The sequence below is a fragment of the Nocardioides sp. N13(2025) genome (assembly GCF_051912545.1).
Taxonomy (GTDB): Bacteria; Actinomycetota; Actinomycetes; order Propionibacteriales; family Nocardioidaceae; genus Nocardioides.
The window spans coordinates 962,286-980,344 of sequence record NZ_CP196809.1 but is presented as its reverse complement, the minus strand read 5'-3'; the positions used below and the strand labels follow the sequence as shown (position 1 = coordinate 980,344).

Below are 18,059 nucleotides of genomic sequence, written 5' to 3'. Positions count from 1 at the left end.
TACCCTCCCACGGTGACTGCGACGCCTCCCGAGCGCATCTTCCACATCGCCACCGCCGCGGACTGGCGGCGCACCCTCGACTCCGGCAGCTACACCACCTCGACCGTCGGTCGCAGCCTCGAGGAGGAGGGCTTCATCCACGCCAGCCGGCGCGACCAGGTGTAGGGGGTCTTCGACCGCTACTACCGCGGGCTCCGCGAGCCGCTGGTCCTCCTCACGATCGACACGACCCGGCTGAGCGACGCCGAGGTGGTCGTCGAGCCGGTCGGCGACGACACCTACCCGCACGTCTACGGCCCGATCGACCGCCGGGCCGTCGTCGACGTGACGCCGCTGAGCAGCCGTGTCGCGGCGGAGACGGTGACGACGCTCTGGGTCAAGGGCATGGCCACCCGGATGGGGATCGCGCTGGCGGTCATGGTGCTCGTCGCCGCGGTCGTGCTGGCGCTGCAGGCGCTCCTCTGACCCGACGGGCTCACCCCAGCGCGCGACCCGCCCACGACCGCGCGACCCAGCCGTCGGCGTCGGCCTCGAGGGCCACCACGTCGCAGTTGGCCAAGGGCGCGTCCCAACCGTGGTGGGGCGCCAGGTTGGACGCCAGCGAGGGCACGGTCGTGCAGATCGCACCGCCGTGGCTGATCACCAGGGCGGCCTCCCCGCGGTGGGCGTCGGCGACCTCCTCGAGGACCTGGCCCACCCGGCCGATCACCTCGGCGCCGCTCTCGGCGCCGCCCACCCCGAGCTCCCGCAGTCCCTCGCGCACCACGACGTCGACCCCGAGCACGCCCGCGACGATCTCCGCCGTCTGGACGGCTCCGGCCATCGAGCTGCACCACACGCGCGTGATCCGCTCGGGGGCGAGCTGAGCCGCCAGCGCCTTGGCCTGCTCACGGCCGAGGGCGCTCAGCCAGCCGCCGGAGTCGCTGAGCAGCTCGGACTCGTAGACGGCCTCGCCGTGCCGCGCCACGAAGACGCGGGCGGCGCACTGGAGGTCACCCATCCGCCCACCCCACCACGTCGTCGGCGCAGCCCCAGCTCACCGTGACCCCGCAGCCGCCGTGCCCGTAGCAGTGGATCACGTCGCCGACCCGTTCCAGACGCACCGACGGGCGGCCCGGGCGCAGGCCCACCTTGTGCCGCAGGATCCGCGCCCCCGCCAGTCGCGGCTCGATCTGCGCGGCGCGCTCGAGGATCGACGCGGCGGTCGCCGGGTCCGGCGTACGACTCCACTCCCCCTCGAGCGCGGTCCCGCCCAGCACGACGTCGGTGCTGCGCGGCACGACGTACGTCGGTGTCTCGGAGTCGATCCACCAGTGGTCGATGCCGACCTGCTCCACGACGACGACCTGGCCCCGCACGGGTCCGACGCTCCTGTCCCCTCCGAGCAGCCGCGCTCCGATGCCGCTGGCGTTGACGACCAAGCAGTCGGTGTCGGGCAGCGCGGAGAGGTTCATCCGGGTGATCGTGCCGCCGAGCGCCTCGACGCGCGCCGAGAGCCAGCGCAGGTAGACCGGCATCTCGACGACGGGCGTCCGCATCGTCAGTCCGGACGCGTAGCCGGCCGGCAGGCTGGTCTCGCGGTCCGGGCCCGCGCCCGGCGGAAGGGCCTCGCGCCACCACACGTCGCCTGCCGGCTCGCGGAACAGCTCGGTGCCGGTGCGCATCACGACACCGGCCGACTCGTCGTCGCACAGCGCGGCGAAGGCGTCGTACGCAGCCCGCGCCCAGCGGACGACGTGCTCCTGCGGCTTCGAGTACGGCGACCACACCGCGGCCGCGACCGATGACGTCGTCTCGAGCGGAAGGTCGCGCGCGAGCACGTCGACGCGGTGCCCGGCCTCGAGCAGCCGGACCGCGCACGACAGGCCCACGACACCCGCCCCGACCACGATCACGCGTCGCCCCGCACCAGACATGGCGCTGAGTCTGCCGCATGTGTCGTAACGCACACGGCGGGGACTCGTTCAACTCCATGTGAAACGACTCGTCGCCGTGCTCGGGCCCGTCCTCGTCCTCCTCGTCGTGGCGGTCGGGCTGTCCACGAGTCCCGCGTCCGCGCACGAGGAACGCCCCGCGACGTTCCCCGACGGCACGGGCCACGTCCCGGCCTACAAGGGCCTGGACAACCCGCGGCACCGCGTCGTGTGCCGTCCCGACAGCGCGCGCCGCATCAGGCAGATGGCCCCCGGTGCGCTCAAGCGCCGCAACAAGGCTCTCTTGGGCGAGTGCCGCTTCCGGTCGATCCAGGCCGCGATCGACTCGATCAGGCACCGTGGCACGTCGGTCTACCTGCTGCCCGGCGTCTACACCGAGCGCCGCACCGCGCGGATGGCGAAGAGCGACTACTGCGCCAACCTGCGGACCGCGTCCAAGGACCCGCTCGACGTCACGTCGTACATCGGGAGCCTGGCGACCGAGAGCTCGGCGGCAGCCGCGGAGGGCGGCGAGTCCGACACCGGCCCGGTCGCGCTGTCGTACGCCGACCAGCTGCGCTGCCCGCACAACCTCAACCTGATCGCGCTCTTCGGCGACTCGACCCCCGACGACGACTCCATCCACTGCGACAGCGCCCTGTGCGGCACGCAGATCGTGGGCACCGGAAGGCGACCCGGTCAGGTGCGGATCGACAACGACTTCGCCAAGCTCAACGCGCTGCGCGCCGACCGCGTCTCCGGGCTCTACCTGCGCAACTTCCTGGTCCAGCAGGCCGAGTTCAACGCCGTCTACGTCATGGAGACGGACGGGTTCGTCGTCGACCGGCTCGTCACCCGCGCCAACGACGAGTACGGCATCCTCGCCTTCGCCAGCGACCACGGCGTCATCAAGAACTCCGAGGCCTACTTCAACGGCGACTCCGGCATCTATCCCGGCTCCGCGTCCGACGTGAACGGCACCAGCACCGAGTTCGAGGCCAAGCGCTACTCGATCACGATCCACGGCAACGACAGCCACCACAACATGGTCGGCTACTCCGGCACGGCCGGGAACTCGGTGCACGCCTACGACAACGACTTCCACCACAACATCGGTGGCATGACCACAGACTCGCTGTTCCCCGGTCACCCCGGCCTGCCGCAGGACCACGCCCGGTGGAACCGCAACCGGATCTACAGCAACAACGAGAACTACTACGAGGACTACGTCCAGTCGGGGGTGTGCGCCAAGCCGATCGCCGAGCGTGGTTACCTCGAGGGCACCGTCTGCCCGGTCATCCCGGTGCCCGTCGGCACCGGCGTGCTCATCGCCGGCGGCAACTACAACTCGGTCGACCACAACTGGATGTGGGACAACTGGCGCCAGGGCGGCATGCAGCTGTGGGTCCCGGCCGTCCTGCGCGACGACTACGACCCCGCGAAGCTCTACGACACCTCCAACCACAACCACTGGTTCGGCAACCGCATGGGCATCGCTCCCGACGGCACGGTCGCCCACAACGGCGTCGACTTCTGGTGGGACGACCAGGGCACCGGCAACTGCTGGGAGGACAACGTCTCCTCGCACGGCACCGTCCTCGACAACTTCCTCGTCGACCCGCCCGGGTGCGCGGCCGGGGGGTCGCAGTTCGTGCCCGGCGCTGCCGTGAAGGACTCCGGGTTCCTCTCCTGCACCCAGTACAACCGTGACGACCCGGTCTGGCGCGACCCGCCGGGCTGCGAGTGGTTCGACACGCCGCCCGAGCCGGGCGAGTCGTGAGCCGGCCCGTCCGGATCGCGCTGGCGCTCGCCACGGCGGTGGCCCTCGTGCTGGGGGCGACCGCGTGGGCCCTCGCGCCGGCCCCGGTCCTGCGCGCCGGGGGTCCCGTCTCGGTCACCGGCACCGAGGCGTCGGGCTCCTTCACGATGGGCTCGACGACCGTGCGCCAGGTGAGGTACGACGACCGCGGCACGCTGCGCTACGGGTTCCGCCTGACGAACGACGGGCCGGGCACCGCGACGGTGGTGGGCGTGCGCCCGGTCGGCCCCACGGCGACCCTCCTCCGCGTCCGCGGCCTGCATGGCCCCGGCGGCGGTGAGGTGGAGCTGGCGCCCGGCACCACCCGGACGGTCGTCCTGGACGTGCTCATGACCGACTGCGAGCGGCTCTCGGCCCGTGCCGCGAGCCTGGTCACCGCCGTCGACGTCGAGCTCTCGCGGTGGGGTCGCTCCCACGTGGCGCGCGTCGAGCTGCCCGAGCAGCTGCGCACCGGCAGCGCCCGGGAGATGTTCTGCCCCCGCGCCACCGCCGACAGCCGGCCGCCCGGCTGAGCGGGCTCAGTCCAGGCCGTTGGCCTTGCGGATCACGTCGACGAAGCCGTCCATGATCTCGGTCAGTCCGAAGTCCTTGGGCGTGTAGACCGCGGCCACGCCCCGCTCCACGAGCGCCTTGGCGTCCGAGCTCGGGATGATCCCGCCGACGATCACCGGCAGGTCGTCGAGACCGGCGGCCGCGAGGCCGTCGAGCACGTCGGGGACCAGCTCCATGTGCGAGCCGGACAGGATCGAGAGGCCGACGAGGTGCACGTCCTCGGCCACGGCGGCGGCGACGATCTGCTCGGGCGTGAGGCGGATGCCCTGGTAGATCACCTCGAAGCCCGCGTCGCGCGCCCGGACGGCGACCTGCTCGGCGCCGTTGGAGTGCCCGTCCAGGCCGGGCTTGCCGACGAGCACGCGGAGCCGGCCACCCAGCTCCTCGCCGGTCGCCCGCACCCGCTCGCGGACGGCGCTCAGCTCGGCACCGGCCGAGCCCACCTCGGAGACAGCGCCCACGGCGCCGCTCACCCCGGTCGGAGCACGGAACTCCCCGAACACCTCGCGCAGGGCACCGGCCCACTCCCCCGTCGTCGCACCGGCACGGGCGGCTGCCAGGGTCGGGTGCATGAGGTTGGCGTCGGTCTTCGCGGCCTCGGCCAGCGCCTTCAGCGCGTCGGCCACCTCGGCCTCGTCGCGCTGGGCCTTCCACGCCTCGAGGCTCGCCAGCGCGGCGCGCTCGGCCTCGGGGTCGGCGGTCTGGATGGCCGTGTCGAGGTCGGCGGTCAGCGGGGACGGCTCGGTCGTCTCGAACTTGTTGACGCCGACGATGATCTCCTCGCCCGACTCGATGCGCGCGCGGCGCGCGGCGTGCGCGGAGACGAGGTTCTGCTTCATGTAGCCCGACTCGACGGCGGCGACGGCGCCGCCCATCGCCTGGACGCGGTCGATCTCGGCCTTCGCGCCCTCGACGAGCTCGGCGACCTTGGCCTCGATGACGTGGCTGCCGTCGAAGATGTCGTCGTACTCCAGCAGGTCGGACTCGAACGCGAGCACCTGCTGGAAGCGCAGCGACCACTGCTGGTCCCAGGGACGCGGCAGCCCGAGCGCCTCGTTCCACGCCGGCAGCTGCACCGCGCGGGCGCGGGCGTCCTTGGACAGCGTGACCCCGAGCATCTCCAGCACGATCCGCTGGACGTTGTTCTCCGGCTGCGCCTCGGTGAGCCCGAGGGAGTTGACCTGTACGCCGTAGCGGAAGCGGCGCATCTTCTCGTCGGTCACGCCGTAGCGCTCGCGCGTGATCTCGTCCCACAGCTGCACGAAGGCCCGCATCTTGCAGGTCTCCTCGATGAAGCGCACCCCGGCGTTGACGAAGAAGGAGATCCGGCCGACGACCTTCTCGAAGTCGTCCTCGGAGACCTGGCCCGAGCTCTTCACCTGGTCGAGGACCGCGATGGCCGTGCACAGGGCGTAGGCGAGCTCCTGCACGGGCGTGGCGCCAGCCTCCTGCAGGTGGTAGCTGCAGATGTTGATCGGGTTCCACTTCGGGATCTCGTGGACCGTGTAGGCGATCATGTCGCCGATCAGCCGGAGCGACTGCTCGGGGCCGAAGACGTAGGTGCCCCGGGACAGGTACTCCTTGATGATGTCGTTCTGGGTGGTGCCGGCGAGCAGGTGGGCGACCTCGTCGGGCGACAGGTCGGGGTTCTGCTCCTCGGCGACCACCTGGTACATCGCGAGCAGCCACATGGCCGTCGCGTTGATCGTCATCGAGGTGTTCATCTCGGTGAGCGGGATGTCGGTGAAGAGCTTGCGCATCTCACCCAGGTGCGGGACCGGGACGCCGACCTTGCCGACCTCGCCCCGGCTCAGCGGGCTGTCGGGGTCGTAGCCGGTCTGCGTGGGCAGGTCGAAGGCCACGCTCAGGCCGGTCTGGCCCTTGGCGAGGTTGGTGCGGTAGAGCGCGTTCGACGCCTCGGCCGTGGAGTGGCCGGCGTACGTGCGCATCACCCAGGGCCGGTCCTTTTCCGTCATGGCGACAGGGTAGGGCGCGGTTACCCAGCAGTCACCGGGCTGTGACGGATGCCTCAGGCCGTGGCGGCGGCGCGCTCGACCTCGATGGCGTGGGCCAGTCGGGCGAGGTGCACCATGCGTCGCACGGCCGGAGCCGGGTTGCGCACGGTGAGGTGGTGCCCGCCGAGCCACGCCGCGCGGGTGGCGACGGCGATGAGGCGCAGCGCGGTCACGTCGATCGTGGTCACACCGGCCATGTCGATGACGACGTCGTAGAGGTCGTCGTCGAGCCGCTCGTAGATGGCGTCGCGGACCTCTCGGGTGCTGCGCACGTCGAAGGCGCCGTGCAGGACCAGCGTGTCCCCGTCCCACGTGATGTCCATCGGGTGCTCCTCCCGACGTCCCCCGGACGCCGCTGTGACTGCTGTCACTCCTATGACGCAGTTCTACCGCGCGAGGTTGCCTCCGCGCTTCACCTTTTCCGGCGAGTCATCGATCCCGCGCGGGGCGCCAGTAGGCTCCGCCGCATGGTCAACCTCACGCGCATCTACACCCGCACCGGCGACGCCGGCCGCACCCGGCTCGGCGACATGAGCGAGACCTCGAAGACGGACCTGCGCCTCGAGGCCTACGCGTGCGTCGACGAGGGCAACGCGCACATCGGGGTCGCCCTGGCCCACGCGAGGATCGACGGCAGCCTCGCGGACGACGTCGTCACGGTGCTCACCCGCATCCAGAACGACCTCTTCGACGTCGGCGCCGACTTCTCCACGCCGGTGGTGCCCGACCCGAAGTACCCGCCGCTGCGCGTCGAGCAGGACTACGTCGACCGGCTCGAGGCCTGGTGCGACCACTACAACGAGGACCTGCCCGCGCTGCGGTCGTTCATCCTCAACGGCGGCACACTCGGGGCCGCCCACCTGCACGTCGCGCGCACCGTCGTACGCCGTGCCGAGCGGGCCGGCTGGGCCGCGTGGGCCGAGCACGAGGACACGATGAACATCCTCGCGATCACCTACCTCAACCGGCTCTCCGACCTGCTCTTCATCCTCGCCCGCCACGCGAACCGCGAGAACGGCGACGTGCTCTGGGTGCCCGGCGGCGAGCGCTAACAGCTAGGCGACCGGCTGGGTGCGCTGCTCCCGCGCCGACGGCACCACGAGTGCGGCCGGCATCAGCAGCACGGCGACCACCAGGAGGGCCTTGAGCGTGCCCACCTCGTCCCCCACGAAGCCGAGGAACGGCGGGCCGGCCAGGAACGCCGCGTAGCCGATCGTCGAGACCACGCTCACGCGCGCGGCGGCCCGGGCCGGGTCGTCCGCCGCGGCGCTCATGCCGACCGGGAAGCCGAGCGAGGCGCCCACGCCCCACAGGACGATGCCGACCACGACGACCACCGGGTGGTCGGCGAAGACGATCAGCAGCACGCCCACGCCGGCGAGGACCATCGTCCCCCACAGCACGACGACGCGACCGAACCGGTCGATCAGGCCGGTGCCGGCGAAGCGGCCGGCGGTCATGGCGAGGACGAAGACGGCGAAGCCGGCCACGCCCGTCGCGTGCGAGACGTCGTGCCCGTCGACGAGCGCGACGGCGAGCCAGTCGTTGGCGGTGCCCTCCGTCATCGCGAGGGCGAGCACCATCACCCCGATCAGCAGCGTGCGGGGCTCGAGCCAGGCACGCGCCGCGGACGTCCGTTCCTCCTCGTGGGTCTCGACGACGGGCAGGAACGCCAGCGACGAGCGCCACACCAGCGCGAGCGAGAGCGCGACGACGGCCGCGAGGTGGACCACGGCGGGCACCGACAGCTCGATCAGGAGCACGCCCAGCAGCGCACCGACGACCGTGCCACCGCTGAAGCCGGCGTGGAAGCGGGGCATGATCGCCCGGCCCAGGCCGCGCTCGACCTCGGCCCCCTCGACGTTCATCGCGACGTCCCAGACGCCGATGCCGAGGCCGTAGACGAAGAGGCCCACCACGGTCACGGCCAGCACGTGGCCGAGACCGAGTGCGGCTGCGAGCATGCCGAGGGTCGCGGCGAGCGCCCCGAGGCGTACGACCCGCACGGTGCCCCACGTGGTGATGGCAGCGCCGGTGGTGGGCAGCGCGAGCACGGAGCCCAGCGCGATCGCCAGCAGCACCAGGCCGAGCTGGCCGTTGGTGAGGTCGAAGCTCGAGCGCGCCTCCGGGATCCTCGACACCCAGCTGGAGAAGACCAGGCCGTTGAGGAAGAAGGTCAGCGCCACGGCGTTGCGGGCGGCGGTCAGGGACGGCACGGGCACCCTCAGCGGCGGTTCCAGTCGGTGCCGGGTGGCCCGGACTCCAACCACGACTGGAAGCCGGTGAGCGAGGCCTCGCTCATCGCGATCTCCAGCGGCTCGCCACCGTAGCGGCACGACGCGACGACGTGCCCGTCGTAGAGCGACATCTCCTCGGCGCCCGCGGGCGAGCGCCGCCCGGAGTACTCCAGCAGGTCACGCGCCCAGACCCGCTTGGGTCGCGGGGACAGCGAGAAGATCCGGAACCACTCCAGCGACTGCCCGCTGTAGCGCCCGATCCCGAGCAGCCAGCCTCGGCCGGGGTGGTCGGTGCGCACGCGGTAGCTCATCTCGAAGGTGCCGCCGTGGCGGGCGAGGAAGCGCCGCCGGAAGATGAGGGAGATGCCGTAGAGCAGGGCAAGGAGAAGTGCGAGCCCGACGAGGTCGAGCAGCCACTCCCAGACCGGCATCCACACCCTCCACACGCCGTCAGAAACAAGGTGAGCGCACGAACCGTCCGGTTCGTGCGCTCACCCTAGCGGTCGTGTGGAACGGCTCGTCAGGAAGCCCGCTCCGCAGCACGGATGCGCGCCTCGGCCCGACGTACGGCCTCCTGCGCGGCGTCGTCGTTCTCGCCCGAGCTCTTCGCACGCTCGAGGTCCTGACGCGCCTTCTCCAGGTCGATCTCGTGGGACATCTCAGCCCGCTCGGAGAGGATGGAGACACGGTTGTCGGCCACCGAGAGGAAGCCGGCGTCGACGGCCGCGACCCAGGTCTCGCCGTCCACCGTCTGCACGTCCACGACGCCCTCGATGATCGAGGACAGCAGCGGAGCGTGGTTGGGGAGGATGCCGACGTCGCCCTCGGTCGTGCGGGCTATGACCATGGTGGCCTGGCCCGACCAGACGAGCCGGTCGGCAGCGACCAGCTCGACCTGGAGGACCTTGTCGTTCGAGAGGTCAGAGGGAGCCATCAGAGGCTCTTCTGGATCTCGGCCCACTTCTGCTCGACGTCGTCCAGACCGCCGCACATGAAGAAGGCCTGCTCGGCCACGTGGTCGTACTCGCCGTCAGCGATCTTGTTGAACGCCTCGATGGTGTCGGCCACCGGGACGGTCGAACCCTCGATGCCGGTGAACTGCTTGGCGACGTAGGTGTTCTGCGACAGGAAGCGCTGGATGCGGCGGGCGCGGGAGACGATGATCTTGTCTTCCTCGGAGAGCTCGTCGACACCGAGGATCGCGATGATGTCCTGGAGCTCCTTGTTGCGCTGCAGGATCTGCTTGACCCGGACGGCGCACCGGTAGTGGTCGTCACCGATGTACTGCGGGTCGAGGATCCGCGAGGTCGACGTCAGCGGGTCCACGGCCGGGTAGATGCCGAGCGAGGCGATCTCGCGCGACAGCTCGGTCGTGGCGTCCAGGTGGGCGAACGTCGTGGCCGGGGCCGGGTCGGTGTAGTCGTCGGCGGGGACGTAGATCGCCTGCAGCGAGGTGATCGAGTGACCACGCGTCGAGGTGATGCGCTCCTGCAGCTGACCCATCTCGTCGGCCAGGTTGGGCTGGTAGCCCACGGCGGACGGCATGCGGCCGAGCAGGGTGGAGACCTCGGAGCCGGCCTGGGTGAAGCGGAAGATGTTGTCGATGAAGAGCAGCACGTCCTGCTTCTGCACGTCGCGGAAGTACTCCGCCATCGTCAGAGCCGACAGGGCGACGCGCAGTCGCGTGCCCGGCGGCTCGTCCATCTGGCCGAAGACGAGGGCGGTCTGGCCGAGGACGCCGGCCTCCTCCATCTCGACGATGAGGTCGTTGCCCTCACGGGTGCGCTCGCCGACACCGGCGAACACCGACACACCACCGTGGTCCTTGGCGACACGCGCGATCATCTCCTGGATGAGCACGGTCTTGCCGACACCGGCACCACCGAACAGGCCGATCTTGCCGCCCTGGACGTAAGGGGTGAGCAGGTCGATGACCTTGATGCCGGTCTCGAACATCTGGGTCTTCGACTCGAGCTGGTCGAAGGCCGGGGCCTTGCGGTGGATGCCCCAGCGCTCGGCGGGCTCGAAGGTCTCGCCCTCCTTGAGGTTGAGCACGTCACCGGTGGTGTTGAACACCTTGCCGAGGGTCGCGTCGCCGACGGGCACGGTGATGGAGGCGCCGGTGTCGGTGACCTGACCGCCACGGACCAGGCCGTCGGTCGGCTTCATCGAGATGGCACGGACCATGCCGTCACCGATGTGCTGGGCGACCTCGAGGATGATCGACTTCTTCTCGCCGCTCAGCTCGAAGTCGCACGTCAGCGCGTTGTAGATGGGGGGCATGGCGTCGGACGGGAACTCGATGTCCACGACCGGGCCGATGACGCGGGCGATGCGGCCCACGCCGCCTGCAGAGGTGGTCTCTGCGGACTCGTTGATGGTGGCAGTCATATCTCATTCACTCCCGGCTTGTGCGTCGGCGAGCGCGTTGACGCCACCGACAATCTCGCTGATTTCCTGGGTAATGCCAGCCTGGCGGGCCTGGTTGGCGATGCGCTTGTACTTCTTGATGAGCTCGTCGGCGTTGTCCGTGGCGGACTTCATCGCCTTCTGGCGCGCGGCCAGCTCCGAGGCGGCTGCCTGCAGCAGGGCGAAGAAGATCCGGCTCTGGACGTAGCGCGGCAGCAGGGAGTCGAGGACCTCGCTCGGCGAGGGCTCGAACTCGTAGAGCGGCAGCACGTCGTCCTTGGCCGGGGGCTCGGTGCCCTCGACGACCTCCAGCGGCAGGAGTCGCACCGCGGTGGGCTCCTGGCTGAGCATCGACCGGAACCGCGTGTAGACCACGTGCACCTCGTCGACACCCTCGCCCTCCTCGGCGAGGAAGGTCTCGATCAGGGTGGCGCCGATGTCTGCCGCGACGTCATAGGTCGGCTGGTCGGAGAAGCCCGTCCACGCCTGCACCACGTGGCGCTGGCGGAACTTGAAGTAGGCCTCTCCCTTGCGACCGGAGACGTAGAGGTCGACCTCCTTGCCCTCGTCCTTGAGCTTCTCGATGAGGCGCTCGGCCTCCTTGAGCACGCTCGAGGAGTAGGCGCCGGCGAGACCGCGGTCGGAGGTGACGATCAGGATCGCCGCCTTCTTCGGGTCCTCCGGCTCGACGGTGAGGGCGTGGTCGACGTTCGAGAACGTCGCCACCGCCGACACCGCGCGGGTGAGCTCGCGGGCGTACGGCGCGGCGGCCTGGGCCCGCTGCTGCGCCTTGATGATGCGGGACGCGGCAATGAGCTCCATGGCACGCGTGATCTTCTTCATCGACTCCGTCGACTTGATCCGCGCGCGGTACTCACGTACCGAGAGAGCCATGACTCAGCCCCGCTTCTGCTTGACGATCTGCTCCTGCTCGACGTCCTCGTCCTCGAGAGCGACGTGCTCTTCCTTGCCGGCCTTGATGCTCTGGCCGTCGGAGGTCTCGAACTGGTCGAGGAAGGAGTCGTAGGCCGACGCGAGCTCGGACTCGGTGGAGTCCTCGAACTTCAGCGACTCGCGGATCCCGGCGAGGATGCCCTCGTGGCTGCGGCGCAGGTAGTCGAGGAACTCGTTCTCGAAGCGCAGCACGTCGTCGGTCGGGACCTTGTCGAGACGGCCCGAGGTGCCGGTCCACAGGGAGACCGTCATCTCCTCGACCGGGTACGGCGAGTACTGCGGCTGCTTGAGCAGCGCCATCAGGCGCTGGCCGCGGTCGAGCTGCTGGCGCGAGGCGGCGTCGAGGTCCGAGGCGAACATCGCGAAGGCCTCCATGGCGCGGAACTGCGCCAGGTCGACCTTGAGCGAGCCCGTGACGGCCTTCATGGCCTTCGTCATCGCCGAGCCACCCACGCGCGAGACCGAGACACCCACGTCGATGGCGGGTCGCTGGTTGGCCGCGAACAGGTCCGACTGCAAGAAGATCTGGCCGTCGGTGATCGAGATGACGTTGGTCGGGATGAACGCCGAGACGTCGTTGGCCTTGGTCTCGATGATCGGCAGGCCGGTCATCGAGCCCTTGCCCATGTCGTCGGAGAGCTTCGCGCAACGCTCGAGCAGCCGGCTGTGCAGGTAGAAGACGTCACCCGGGTAGGCCTCGCGGCCCGGCGGACGACGCAGCAGCAGCGACACGGCGCGGTAGGCCTCGGCCTGCTTGGTCAGGTCGTCGAACACGATGAGGACGTGCTTGCCGGCGTACATCCAGTGCTGGCCGATGGCCGAGCCGGTGTAGGGGGCGAGGTACTTGAAGCCCGCGGAGTCGGACGCCGGGGAGGCCACGATGGTGGTGTACTCCAGCGCACCGGCCTCCTCGAGCGCGCCACGCACGGAGGCGATCGTCGAGCCCTTCTGGCCGATGGCGACGTAGATGCAGCGGACCTGCTTGTCCGGGTCGCCGGACTCCCAGTTCTGCTTCTGGTTGATGATCGTGTCGATCGCGATCGTGGTCTTGCCGGTCGCGCGGTCACCGATGATCAGCTGGCGCTGGCCGCGGCCGATCGGCGTCAGGGCGTCGATCGCCTTGATGCCGGTGGCGAGGGGCTCGTGCACCGACTTGCGCACCATCACGCCGGGAGCTTGGAGCTCCAGCGCGCGACGCTCGTCGGAGGCGATGTCGCCGAGGCCGTCGATCGGGTTGCCGAGCGGGTCGACCACGCGGCCGAGGTAGCCCTCGCCCACGGGGACGGAGAGGATCTCGCCCGTGCGGCGCACGGTCTGACCCTCCTCGATCTTGTCGAAGTCACCCAGGACGACGACACCCACCTCGCGGGTGTCGAGGTTGAGGGCGATGCCGAGCGTGCCGTCCTCGAACTCGAGCAGCTCGTTGGCCATGACCGAGGGCAGTCCGCTCACGCGGGCGATGCCGTCGGCGGCCTCGGCAACCGTGCCGACCTCTTCCTTGGTCGCCGAGTCGGGCTTGTAGTCCGACACGAAGCGCTGAAGCGCGTCCCGGATCTCGTCCGGACGGATGGACAGCTCCGTCATTTCATTCACCTGTTTCTGTGGTCTGCTCGAAAGTTCGTTCTGGGTCTGGGGACTGCGTGGTGCGGGGTCAGCCGGCGAGCTGTCGCCCGGCGTCATCGAGACGGCTCGCGACCGTCCCGTCGATGACGTCGTCACCGATGTCGACCCGGATGCCGCCGATGACGTCGGGGTCGACGACGACGTTGAGGTGGACGGTGCGCCCGTAGGTGCGCGAGAGCACCGCCTGGAGCCGTTCGCGCGCGGACTCGGCCAACGGCTGGGCCACACGCACCGTGGCGACCCGCTGCTCGCGGACCTCCGCGGCCACCTTCTGGTACTCGTGGAGCGCGACCGCGACGGTGCGGTGGCTGCCCGCGAGCGCCTGCTGCACCAGTGTCACCGTCGCCGGCAGCACCTTCTCGTCCAGCAGTCCGCCCATGAGCGCGGCCTTGTCCTCGCGGCTGCGAGCCGGGTCGGACAGCGCCTCGCGCAGCTCCGGGCTGCCCTGGACCAGCCGGTCCACGGCGAAGAGCTCGTCCTCGAGGCGGTCAGCCTGGTCGGCGGCCGAGCGGACCACGGCCACCACCCCGAGCTGCTCGAGGGCGTCGGCGAGGTCGCGACCGGCGGTCCACCGCTGGGCGACAGCCGTGGTGACCACGTCGAGGGCCTCGTCCGAGATCCTGCCCGAGAGCACGTCGCGGACCAGGCCGGCCTTGGCCTCGCCGGGGATCGACACGTCGGTGGCGACCCGGCGCAGGCCCGGCTCGGCGCGGAGCAGGTCCGCCGTCCCGAACAGGTCCTGGCCCACCTTGCGCAGGTCGCCGGTGCCCGGAAGCACCTCGACGGCCTTGGCGTAGGCGTCTGCGGACGCACCTCGCATCATCAGTTGACGCTCCCCGACGTGGCGCCGTTGCCGGTCTGCGCCTCGAGGTCGGCGAGGAAGCGCTCGACGACGCGGCTCTGGCGAGCCTCGTCCTCGAGGCTCTCGCCGACGATGCGACCGGCCAGGCCGGTCGCCAGCGCGCCGACCTCCGCACGGAGCGAGGTGACCGCCTGCTGGCGCTCCGCCTCGATCTGCGTCTTGCCGTGCTCGACGATGCGAGCGGACTCGGCCTGGGCCGCCTCCCGCATCTCCGCCACGATCTGGGCACCCTGCTCACGCGCCTCCTCGCGGATGCGCGCCGCCTCGTGCCGGGCGTCGGCGAGCTGCTTCTCCAGCTCGGCGAGCTTGGCGTCGGCCTCGGCCTGCTTGGTCTCGGCCGCGGCCAGGCCGCCCTCGATCGCCTGCGTGCGCTCGGCGAAGGTCTGCTCGAAGCGAGGAGCGACGAACTTCCAGATGAGGAAGAGCAGCAGGCCGAAGACGACGAGCGACAGGGCGAACTCGACGGGCACGAAGCCGAGCGGGTTCTCCGGGGCGTGGCCGCCCTCGGTGGGCTCGGTTCCCTCCGCGAGGAAGATCAGATTCTGCATGGCAGTCCTTCGTCAGTCGTGCAGGCGGGTCGTGTCAGAGGACGAACGCGAGCGCGATACCGATGATGGCGAGCGCCTCGGCCAGGGCGAAGCCCAGGATGGCGATCGACTGGAGGCGGCTCTGGGCCTCGGGCTGGCGGGCCACACCGGAGATGTAGGCAGCGAAGATCAGGCCGATGCCGACGCCGGGGCCGATGGCCGCGAGTCCGTAGCCGATCATGTTGAGGTTGCCGTCCACGGCTGTTTCCTTTCGGTTGTTTCTACTTGAGAGATGGGGTCGAGCTTCTCGGGGGCTCAGTGCTCGTCGGCGAGCGCACCCGAGATGTACATGGCGTTGAGCAGGGTGAAGACGTAGGCCTGCAGGAACTGCACCAGGAGCTCGAGGAACGAGATCGCGATGGCGAGGGCCCAGGCCAGCGGGCCGGCGACGAGGCCGATGCCGCCGTACTCGAGGAGGAACAGGCCACCGGTCGAGAACAGGATGAGCAGCAGGTGCCCGGCGAACATGTTGGCGAAGAGACGCAGCGCCAGCGTGACCGGGCGGACCAGGATGTTGGAGAAGAACTCCAGCGGCACGAGGAGCGGGTACATCGCAGGGCTGACGCCGGACGGGACGCTCTGCAGCTTGAGGTAGCCGAGGAGGCCGTGCTTCTTGATGCCGACCGCGTTGTAGATGACCCAGCTCAGGCCCGCGAGCGCGTAGGCCATGGACGCCCGCGAGAACGTCGGGAACTGGATGCCCGGGATCGACGCGAAGGCGTTGTTGATGAGGATGAAGAAGAAGAGGGTCACCAGGTAGGGCACGAACTTGATGAAGTCGTGGCTGCCGATGATGTCGCGGCCGATCGAGTTGCGGACCATGCCGTAGGCGCTCTCGCCGGCGAACTGCAGGCGCCCCGGCACCAGGGTGGCGCGGCGGAAGGCGGCGAAGAAGAACACGAACACGAGCAGGGCACCCAGCAGCAGCTGGACCATCGGCTTGGTGACCGCGAGGCCGCCGAGGTGGAACAGCGGGACCTCGGAGAAGTCGAAGCTGTTGGGGCCCGGGGCGACGAACTCGCCGCCGGACTCCGCCATCGTGATGCCGAACATCGAGTCAGTCTCCTAGGCGCTTGTCATGGAGGCGCTTGTCTTCGTGTGCGCTTGCCTTGTTGAACCGTGCGTATGTCATGTAGATCCCGAAGCCGGCACCGATGAGGATGCCGATCGCCACGAGGAAGTCTGTTCCGAGCCACCGATCGAGGGCCCACCCAGCCAGTCCGTAGACCGCTACCCCCGAGACGATGTAGCCGAAGGCGTGCCAGGGGTCGCCCTTGGGGGAATCGTCGGGTGAGGCCGTCGGGGGAAGCTGTCGAGCCATCGCGCCCCGCACACTAGCAGCGGATTCGGTCACGACTCACCCCCGGGGTGATCGGCCGGCTCGCCGACGCGGGGAGCGCCCATGGAGGTGTCGTAGGCCGGGATGCGCTGCCGCGTGGCGGCGACCAGCTGGCCCACGAGCCACAGCAGCGTCACGACGATCACTCCCGCGGCGAACCAGCCGCGCGAGAGGGTCTCCGCGCCCACGTCGGCACGCTCGAGCGCGGCCACGACGAGCGCCAGGACGAGGAGCTGGAGGGCGTAGGTCATCAGCGCGACGAGCATCGATGCCGACGGCATCAGCCGGGCGACCATGCCCACGACAGCGATGCCGAGCGCGAAGACGGCGAGCGTCAGCACTCCCCCGACCGCCGCTCCGACCGCCGCCGGACGACCGTCCGCCAGGGCCCCGACGACCACGAGCACGAGGACGGCCACCGCGCCTGAAGCCACTGGACCGAGGAGCGGGGACACCCCGGTCCGGGTGCCTGGCTTCGACTCGGTCGTCATGGCGGCGGCCTGTCTCTTCGAGAGGTCTGGGAACTGCTCGTGAAAACTATCACAAAGTCCGGGACAGCCTCCAGCTAGGGTCCTGCGACGGGCTCCTCCGGCTCGCCCTCGACGGCGGCGTTCTCGGGCAGTCCGGTGTTGCCCAGACCTGTCTTGCGCGGGCGGTGGACCTTGGGCAGCACGAAGGTCAGCGCGACGGTCAGGCCCAGCATCGAGCCCAGTCCCCACCACACCCATGCCGCGTCGAACAGGCTCACGACCACCGCGCCGGTGGCCAGCGTGAAGGCCCACATCCACATGATCAGCACCGCGCGCCGCTGGGAGTGGCCGATCTCCAGCAGGCGGTGGTGCAGGTGCTGCTTGTCCGCGCTCATCGGCGAGCGGCCCGCCCGCGTGCGTCGTACGACGGCCAGCACGAGGTCGACGATCGGCACCATCAGCAACGAGATCGGCAGCAGCACCGGCAGCACGGTCACGAACAGGCTGTTGCCCTCGGTGGTCGGCATCCCGACGAACTGGCCGGTCAGCGTCAGCGCGCTGGCCGAGAGCACCAGGCCGATGAGCATCGAGCCCGAGTCGCCCATGAAGAGGCGCGCGGGGTGGAAGTTGTGCGGCAGGAAGCCGGCGCAGGCCCCCGCCAGCGCCGCGCTCAGCAGCGCTCCCGTCGTCGCCAGCGTGAGGTTGGCCTGGGCCGAGGCGAAGTAGCAGTAGAGGAAGAACGCGGCCGCGCCGATCCCGACCACACCGGCGGCCAGACCGTCGAGGCCGTCGACGAAGTTGACCGCGTTCATCGTGCCGATCACGACGACGAGCGTCAGGACCGCGCTCTGGACGACGTCGAGGGAGAACTGGGTGCCGTCGGGGCCGGGGAAGTAGTAGAACTGCACGCCCTGGGAGACCAGCAGGCCCGCGGCGAGCACCTGGCCGCCGAGCTTGGTCAGCGCGTCGAGCTCGAAGATGTCGTCGACCACCCCCACCGCGCAGACGAGCGCGCCCGCCAGCAGCACGACCCCCGCGTCGTCGAAGACGAACTCGTCGCTGCCGGAGAGGAACGGCAGGCGCTGGGCCACGATGTAGGCCGCGACCAGCCCGCCCAGCATGGCCAACCCGCCGAGGTAGGGGATCGGCTCGGCGTGGACGTCGCGGTCGCGGACCGCCGCCACCGCGCCGGTGCGCAGCGCGATCTCGCGGGCGATGACGGTGAGCAGGTAGGTCACCGACAGGGCGACCAGGAAGACGAGGAGGTACTCCCGCACCG

21 protein-coding genes and 1 pseudogene are annotated in these 18,059 nt (G+C 70.2%); 5 read left to right on the top strand and 17 right to left on the bottom strand.

Annotation, left to right across the window (positions count from 1 at the left end):
- Positions 1-12 precede the first annotated feature (12 nt).
- A complete protein-coding gene (locus ACS3YM_RS04775) occupies positions 13-165 on the top strand; it encodes a DUF952 domain-containing protein (protein WP_439938931.1) in 153 nt (50 codons plus the stop codon).
- Between the two features lie 15 nt (positions 166-180).
- A pseudogene (locus ACS3YM_RS04770) lies at positions 181-465 on the top strand (DUF952 domain-containing protein); the annotation flags it as partial.
- Between the two features lie 10 nt (positions 466-475).
- On the opposite strand, the gene ACS3YM_RS04765 reads toward ACS3YM_RS04770, so the two are convergent.
- Positions 476-1,000: a histidine phosphatase family protein gene (locus ACS3YM_RS04765; protein WP_439938930.1), complete on the bottom strand. Its 525-nt coding sequence runs from the start codon at positions 998-1,000 to the stop codon at positions 476-478.
- Positions 993-1,916: an FAD-dependent oxidoreductase gene (locus ACS3YM_RS04760; RefSeq protein ID WP_439938929.1), complete on the bottom strand. Its 924-nt coding sequence runs from the start codon at positions 1,914-1,916 to the stop codon at positions 993-995. The genes ACS3YM_RS04765 and ACS3YM_RS04760 overlap by 8 nt, the downstream gene beginning before the upstream one ends.
- 58 nt (positions 1,917-1,974) lie before the next feature.
- Here ACS3YM_RS04760 and ACS3YM_RS04755 point away from each other — a divergent pair, with 58 nt between their 5' ends.
- Complete coding sequence (locus ACS3YM_RS04755; RefSeq protein ID WP_439938928.1) at positions 1,975-3,693, top strand: hypothetical protein; 1,719 nt, start codon at positions 1,975-1,977, stop codon at positions 3,691-3,693.
- Positions 3,690-4,244, top strand: coding sequence for a hypothetical protein (locus ACS3YM_RS04750; protein ID WP_439938927.1), 555 nt, complete (start codon positions 3,690-3,692; stop codon positions 4,242-4,244). Before ACS3YM_RS04755 ends, ACS3YM_RS04750 begins: the two co-directional genes overlap by 4 nt.
- A gap of 6 nt (positions 4,245-4,250) precedes the next feature.
- Here ACS3YM_RS04750 and ACS3YM_RS04745 read toward each other — a convergent pair whose 3' ends face one another.
- Together ACS3YM_RS04745 and ACS3YM_RS04740 are read right to left on the bottom strand one after the other, a co-directional pair.
- The gene (locus tag ACS3YM_RS04745; protein ID WP_439938926.1) at positions 4,251-6,431 is read right to left on the bottom strand and encodes a protein meaA; all 2,181 of its coding nucleotides are present in this window, start codon (positions 6,429-6,431) and stop codon (positions 4,251-4,253) included.
- Positions 6,314-6,622, bottom strand: a complete 309-nt coding sequence (locus ACS3YM_RS04740; protein ID WP_439938925.1) for an STAS domain-containing protein — start codon at positions 6,620-6,622, stop codon at positions 6,314-6,316. The genes ACS3YM_RS04745 and ACS3YM_RS04740 overlap by 118 nt, the downstream gene beginning before the upstream one ends.
- 144 nt (positions 6,623-6,766) lie before the next feature.
- On the opposite strand from ACS3YM_RS04740, the gene ACS3YM_RS04735 reads away from it, so the two are divergent.
- A complete protein-coding gene (locus ACS3YM_RS04735; protein ID WP_439938924.1) occupies positions 6,767-7,351 on the top strand; it encodes a cob(I)yrinic acid a,c-diamide adenosyltransferase in 585 nt (194 codons plus the stop codon).
- A gap of 3 nt (positions 7,352-7,354) precedes the next feature.
- Here the strand turns inward: ACS3YM_RS04735 and ACS3YM_RS04730 are convergent, their stop codons facing one another.
- From ACS3YM_RS04730 to ACS3YM_RS04670, 13 genes are all read right to left on the bottom strand, one after another.
- Positions 7,355-8,515: an MFS transporter gene (locus ACS3YM_RS04730; RefSeq protein WP_439938923.1), complete on the bottom strand. Its 1,161-nt coding sequence runs from the start codon at positions 8,513-8,515 to the stop codon at positions 7,355-7,357.
- Positions 8,516-8,523: 8 nt separating this feature from the next.
- On the bottom strand, positions 8,524-8,967 hold the full coding sequence (locus ACS3YM_RS04725; protein WP_439938922.1) for a DUF2550 domain-containing protein: 444 nt from the start codon (positions 8,965-8,967) through the stop codon (positions 8,524-8,526).
- 89 nt (positions 8,968-9,056) lie between these two features.
- Positions 9,057-9,470, bottom strand: a complete 414-nt coding sequence (locus ACS3YM_RS04720) for a F0F1 ATP synthase subunit epsilon (RefSeq protein WP_439938921.1) — start codon at positions 9,468-9,470, stop codon at positions 9,057-9,059.
- The gene (atpD, locus tag ACS3YM_RS04715) at positions 9,470-10,927 is read right to left on the bottom strand and encodes a F0F1 ATP synthase subunit beta (RefSeq protein ID WP_439938920.1); all 1,458 of its coding nucleotides are present in this window, start codon (positions 10,925-10,927) and stop codon (positions 9,470-9,472) included. The genes ACS3YM_RS04720 and atpD overlap by 1 nt, the downstream gene beginning before the upstream one ends.
- A gap of 3 nt (positions 10,928-10,930) precedes the next feature.
- A complete protein-coding gene (locus ACS3YM_RS04710) occupies positions 10,931-11,839 on the bottom strand; it encodes a F0F1 ATP synthase subunit gamma (protein WP_439938919.1) in 909 nt (302 codons plus the stop codon).
- Between the two features lie 3 nt (positions 11,840-11,842).
- On the bottom strand, positions 11,843-13,483 hold the full coding sequence (gene atpA, locus ACS3YM_RS04705) for a F0F1 ATP synthase subunit alpha (protein ID WP_439938918.1): 1,641 nt from the start codon (positions 13,481-13,483) through the stop codon (positions 11,843-11,845).
- Positions 13,484-13,550: 67 nt separating this feature from the next.
- The gene (locus ACS3YM_RS04700; protein WP_439938917.1) at positions 13,551-14,345 is read right to left on the bottom strand and encodes a F0F1 ATP synthase subunit delta; all 795 of its coding nucleotides are present in this window, start codon (positions 14,343-14,345) and stop codon (positions 13,551-13,553) included.
- The gene (locus ACS3YM_RS04695; protein WP_439938916.1) at positions 14,345-14,932 is read right to left on the bottom strand and encodes a F0F1 ATP synthase subunit B; all 588 of its coding nucleotides are present in this window, start codon (positions 14,930-14,932) and stop codon (positions 14,345-14,347) included. Before ACS3YM_RS04695 ends, ACS3YM_RS04700 begins: the two co-directional genes overlap by 1 nt.
- A 34-nt stretch (positions 14,933-14,966) precedes the next feature.
- Positions 14,967-15,170: an ATP synthase F0 subunit C gene (atpE, locus tag ACS3YM_RS04690; RefSeq protein ID WP_056908071.1), complete on the bottom strand. Its 204-nt coding sequence runs from the start codon at positions 15,168-15,170 to the stop codon at positions 14,967-14,969.
- Between the two features lie 56 nt (positions 15,171-15,226).
- Complete coding sequence (gene atpB, locus ACS3YM_RS04685) at positions 15,227-16,024, bottom strand: F0F1 ATP synthase subunit A (RefSeq protein ID WP_439938915.1); 798 nt, start codon at positions 16,022-16,024, stop codon at positions 15,227-15,229.
- Positions 16,025-16,028: 4 nt separating this feature from the next.
- Positions 16,029-16,325, bottom strand: a complete 297-nt coding sequence (locus tag ACS3YM_RS04680; RefSeq protein ID WP_439938914.1) for an AtpZ/AtpI family protein — start codon at positions 16,323-16,325, stop codon at positions 16,029-16,031.
- Entirely contained in the window at positions 16,322-16,801 is a 480-nt protein-coding gene (locus ACS3YM_RS04675) for a hypothetical protein (RefSeq protein ID WP_439938913.1), read from the bottom strand. The genes ACS3YM_RS04680 and ACS3YM_RS04675 overlap by 4 nt, the downstream gene beginning before the upstream one ends.
- Before the next feature lie 74 nt (positions 16,802-16,875).
- Positions 16,876-18,057, bottom strand: coding sequence for an MraY family glycosyltransferase (locus ACS3YM_RS04670; protein WP_439938912.1), 1,182 nt, complete (start codon positions 18,055-18,057; stop codon positions 16,876-16,878).
- Positions 18,058-18,059 lie beyond the last annotated feature (2 nt).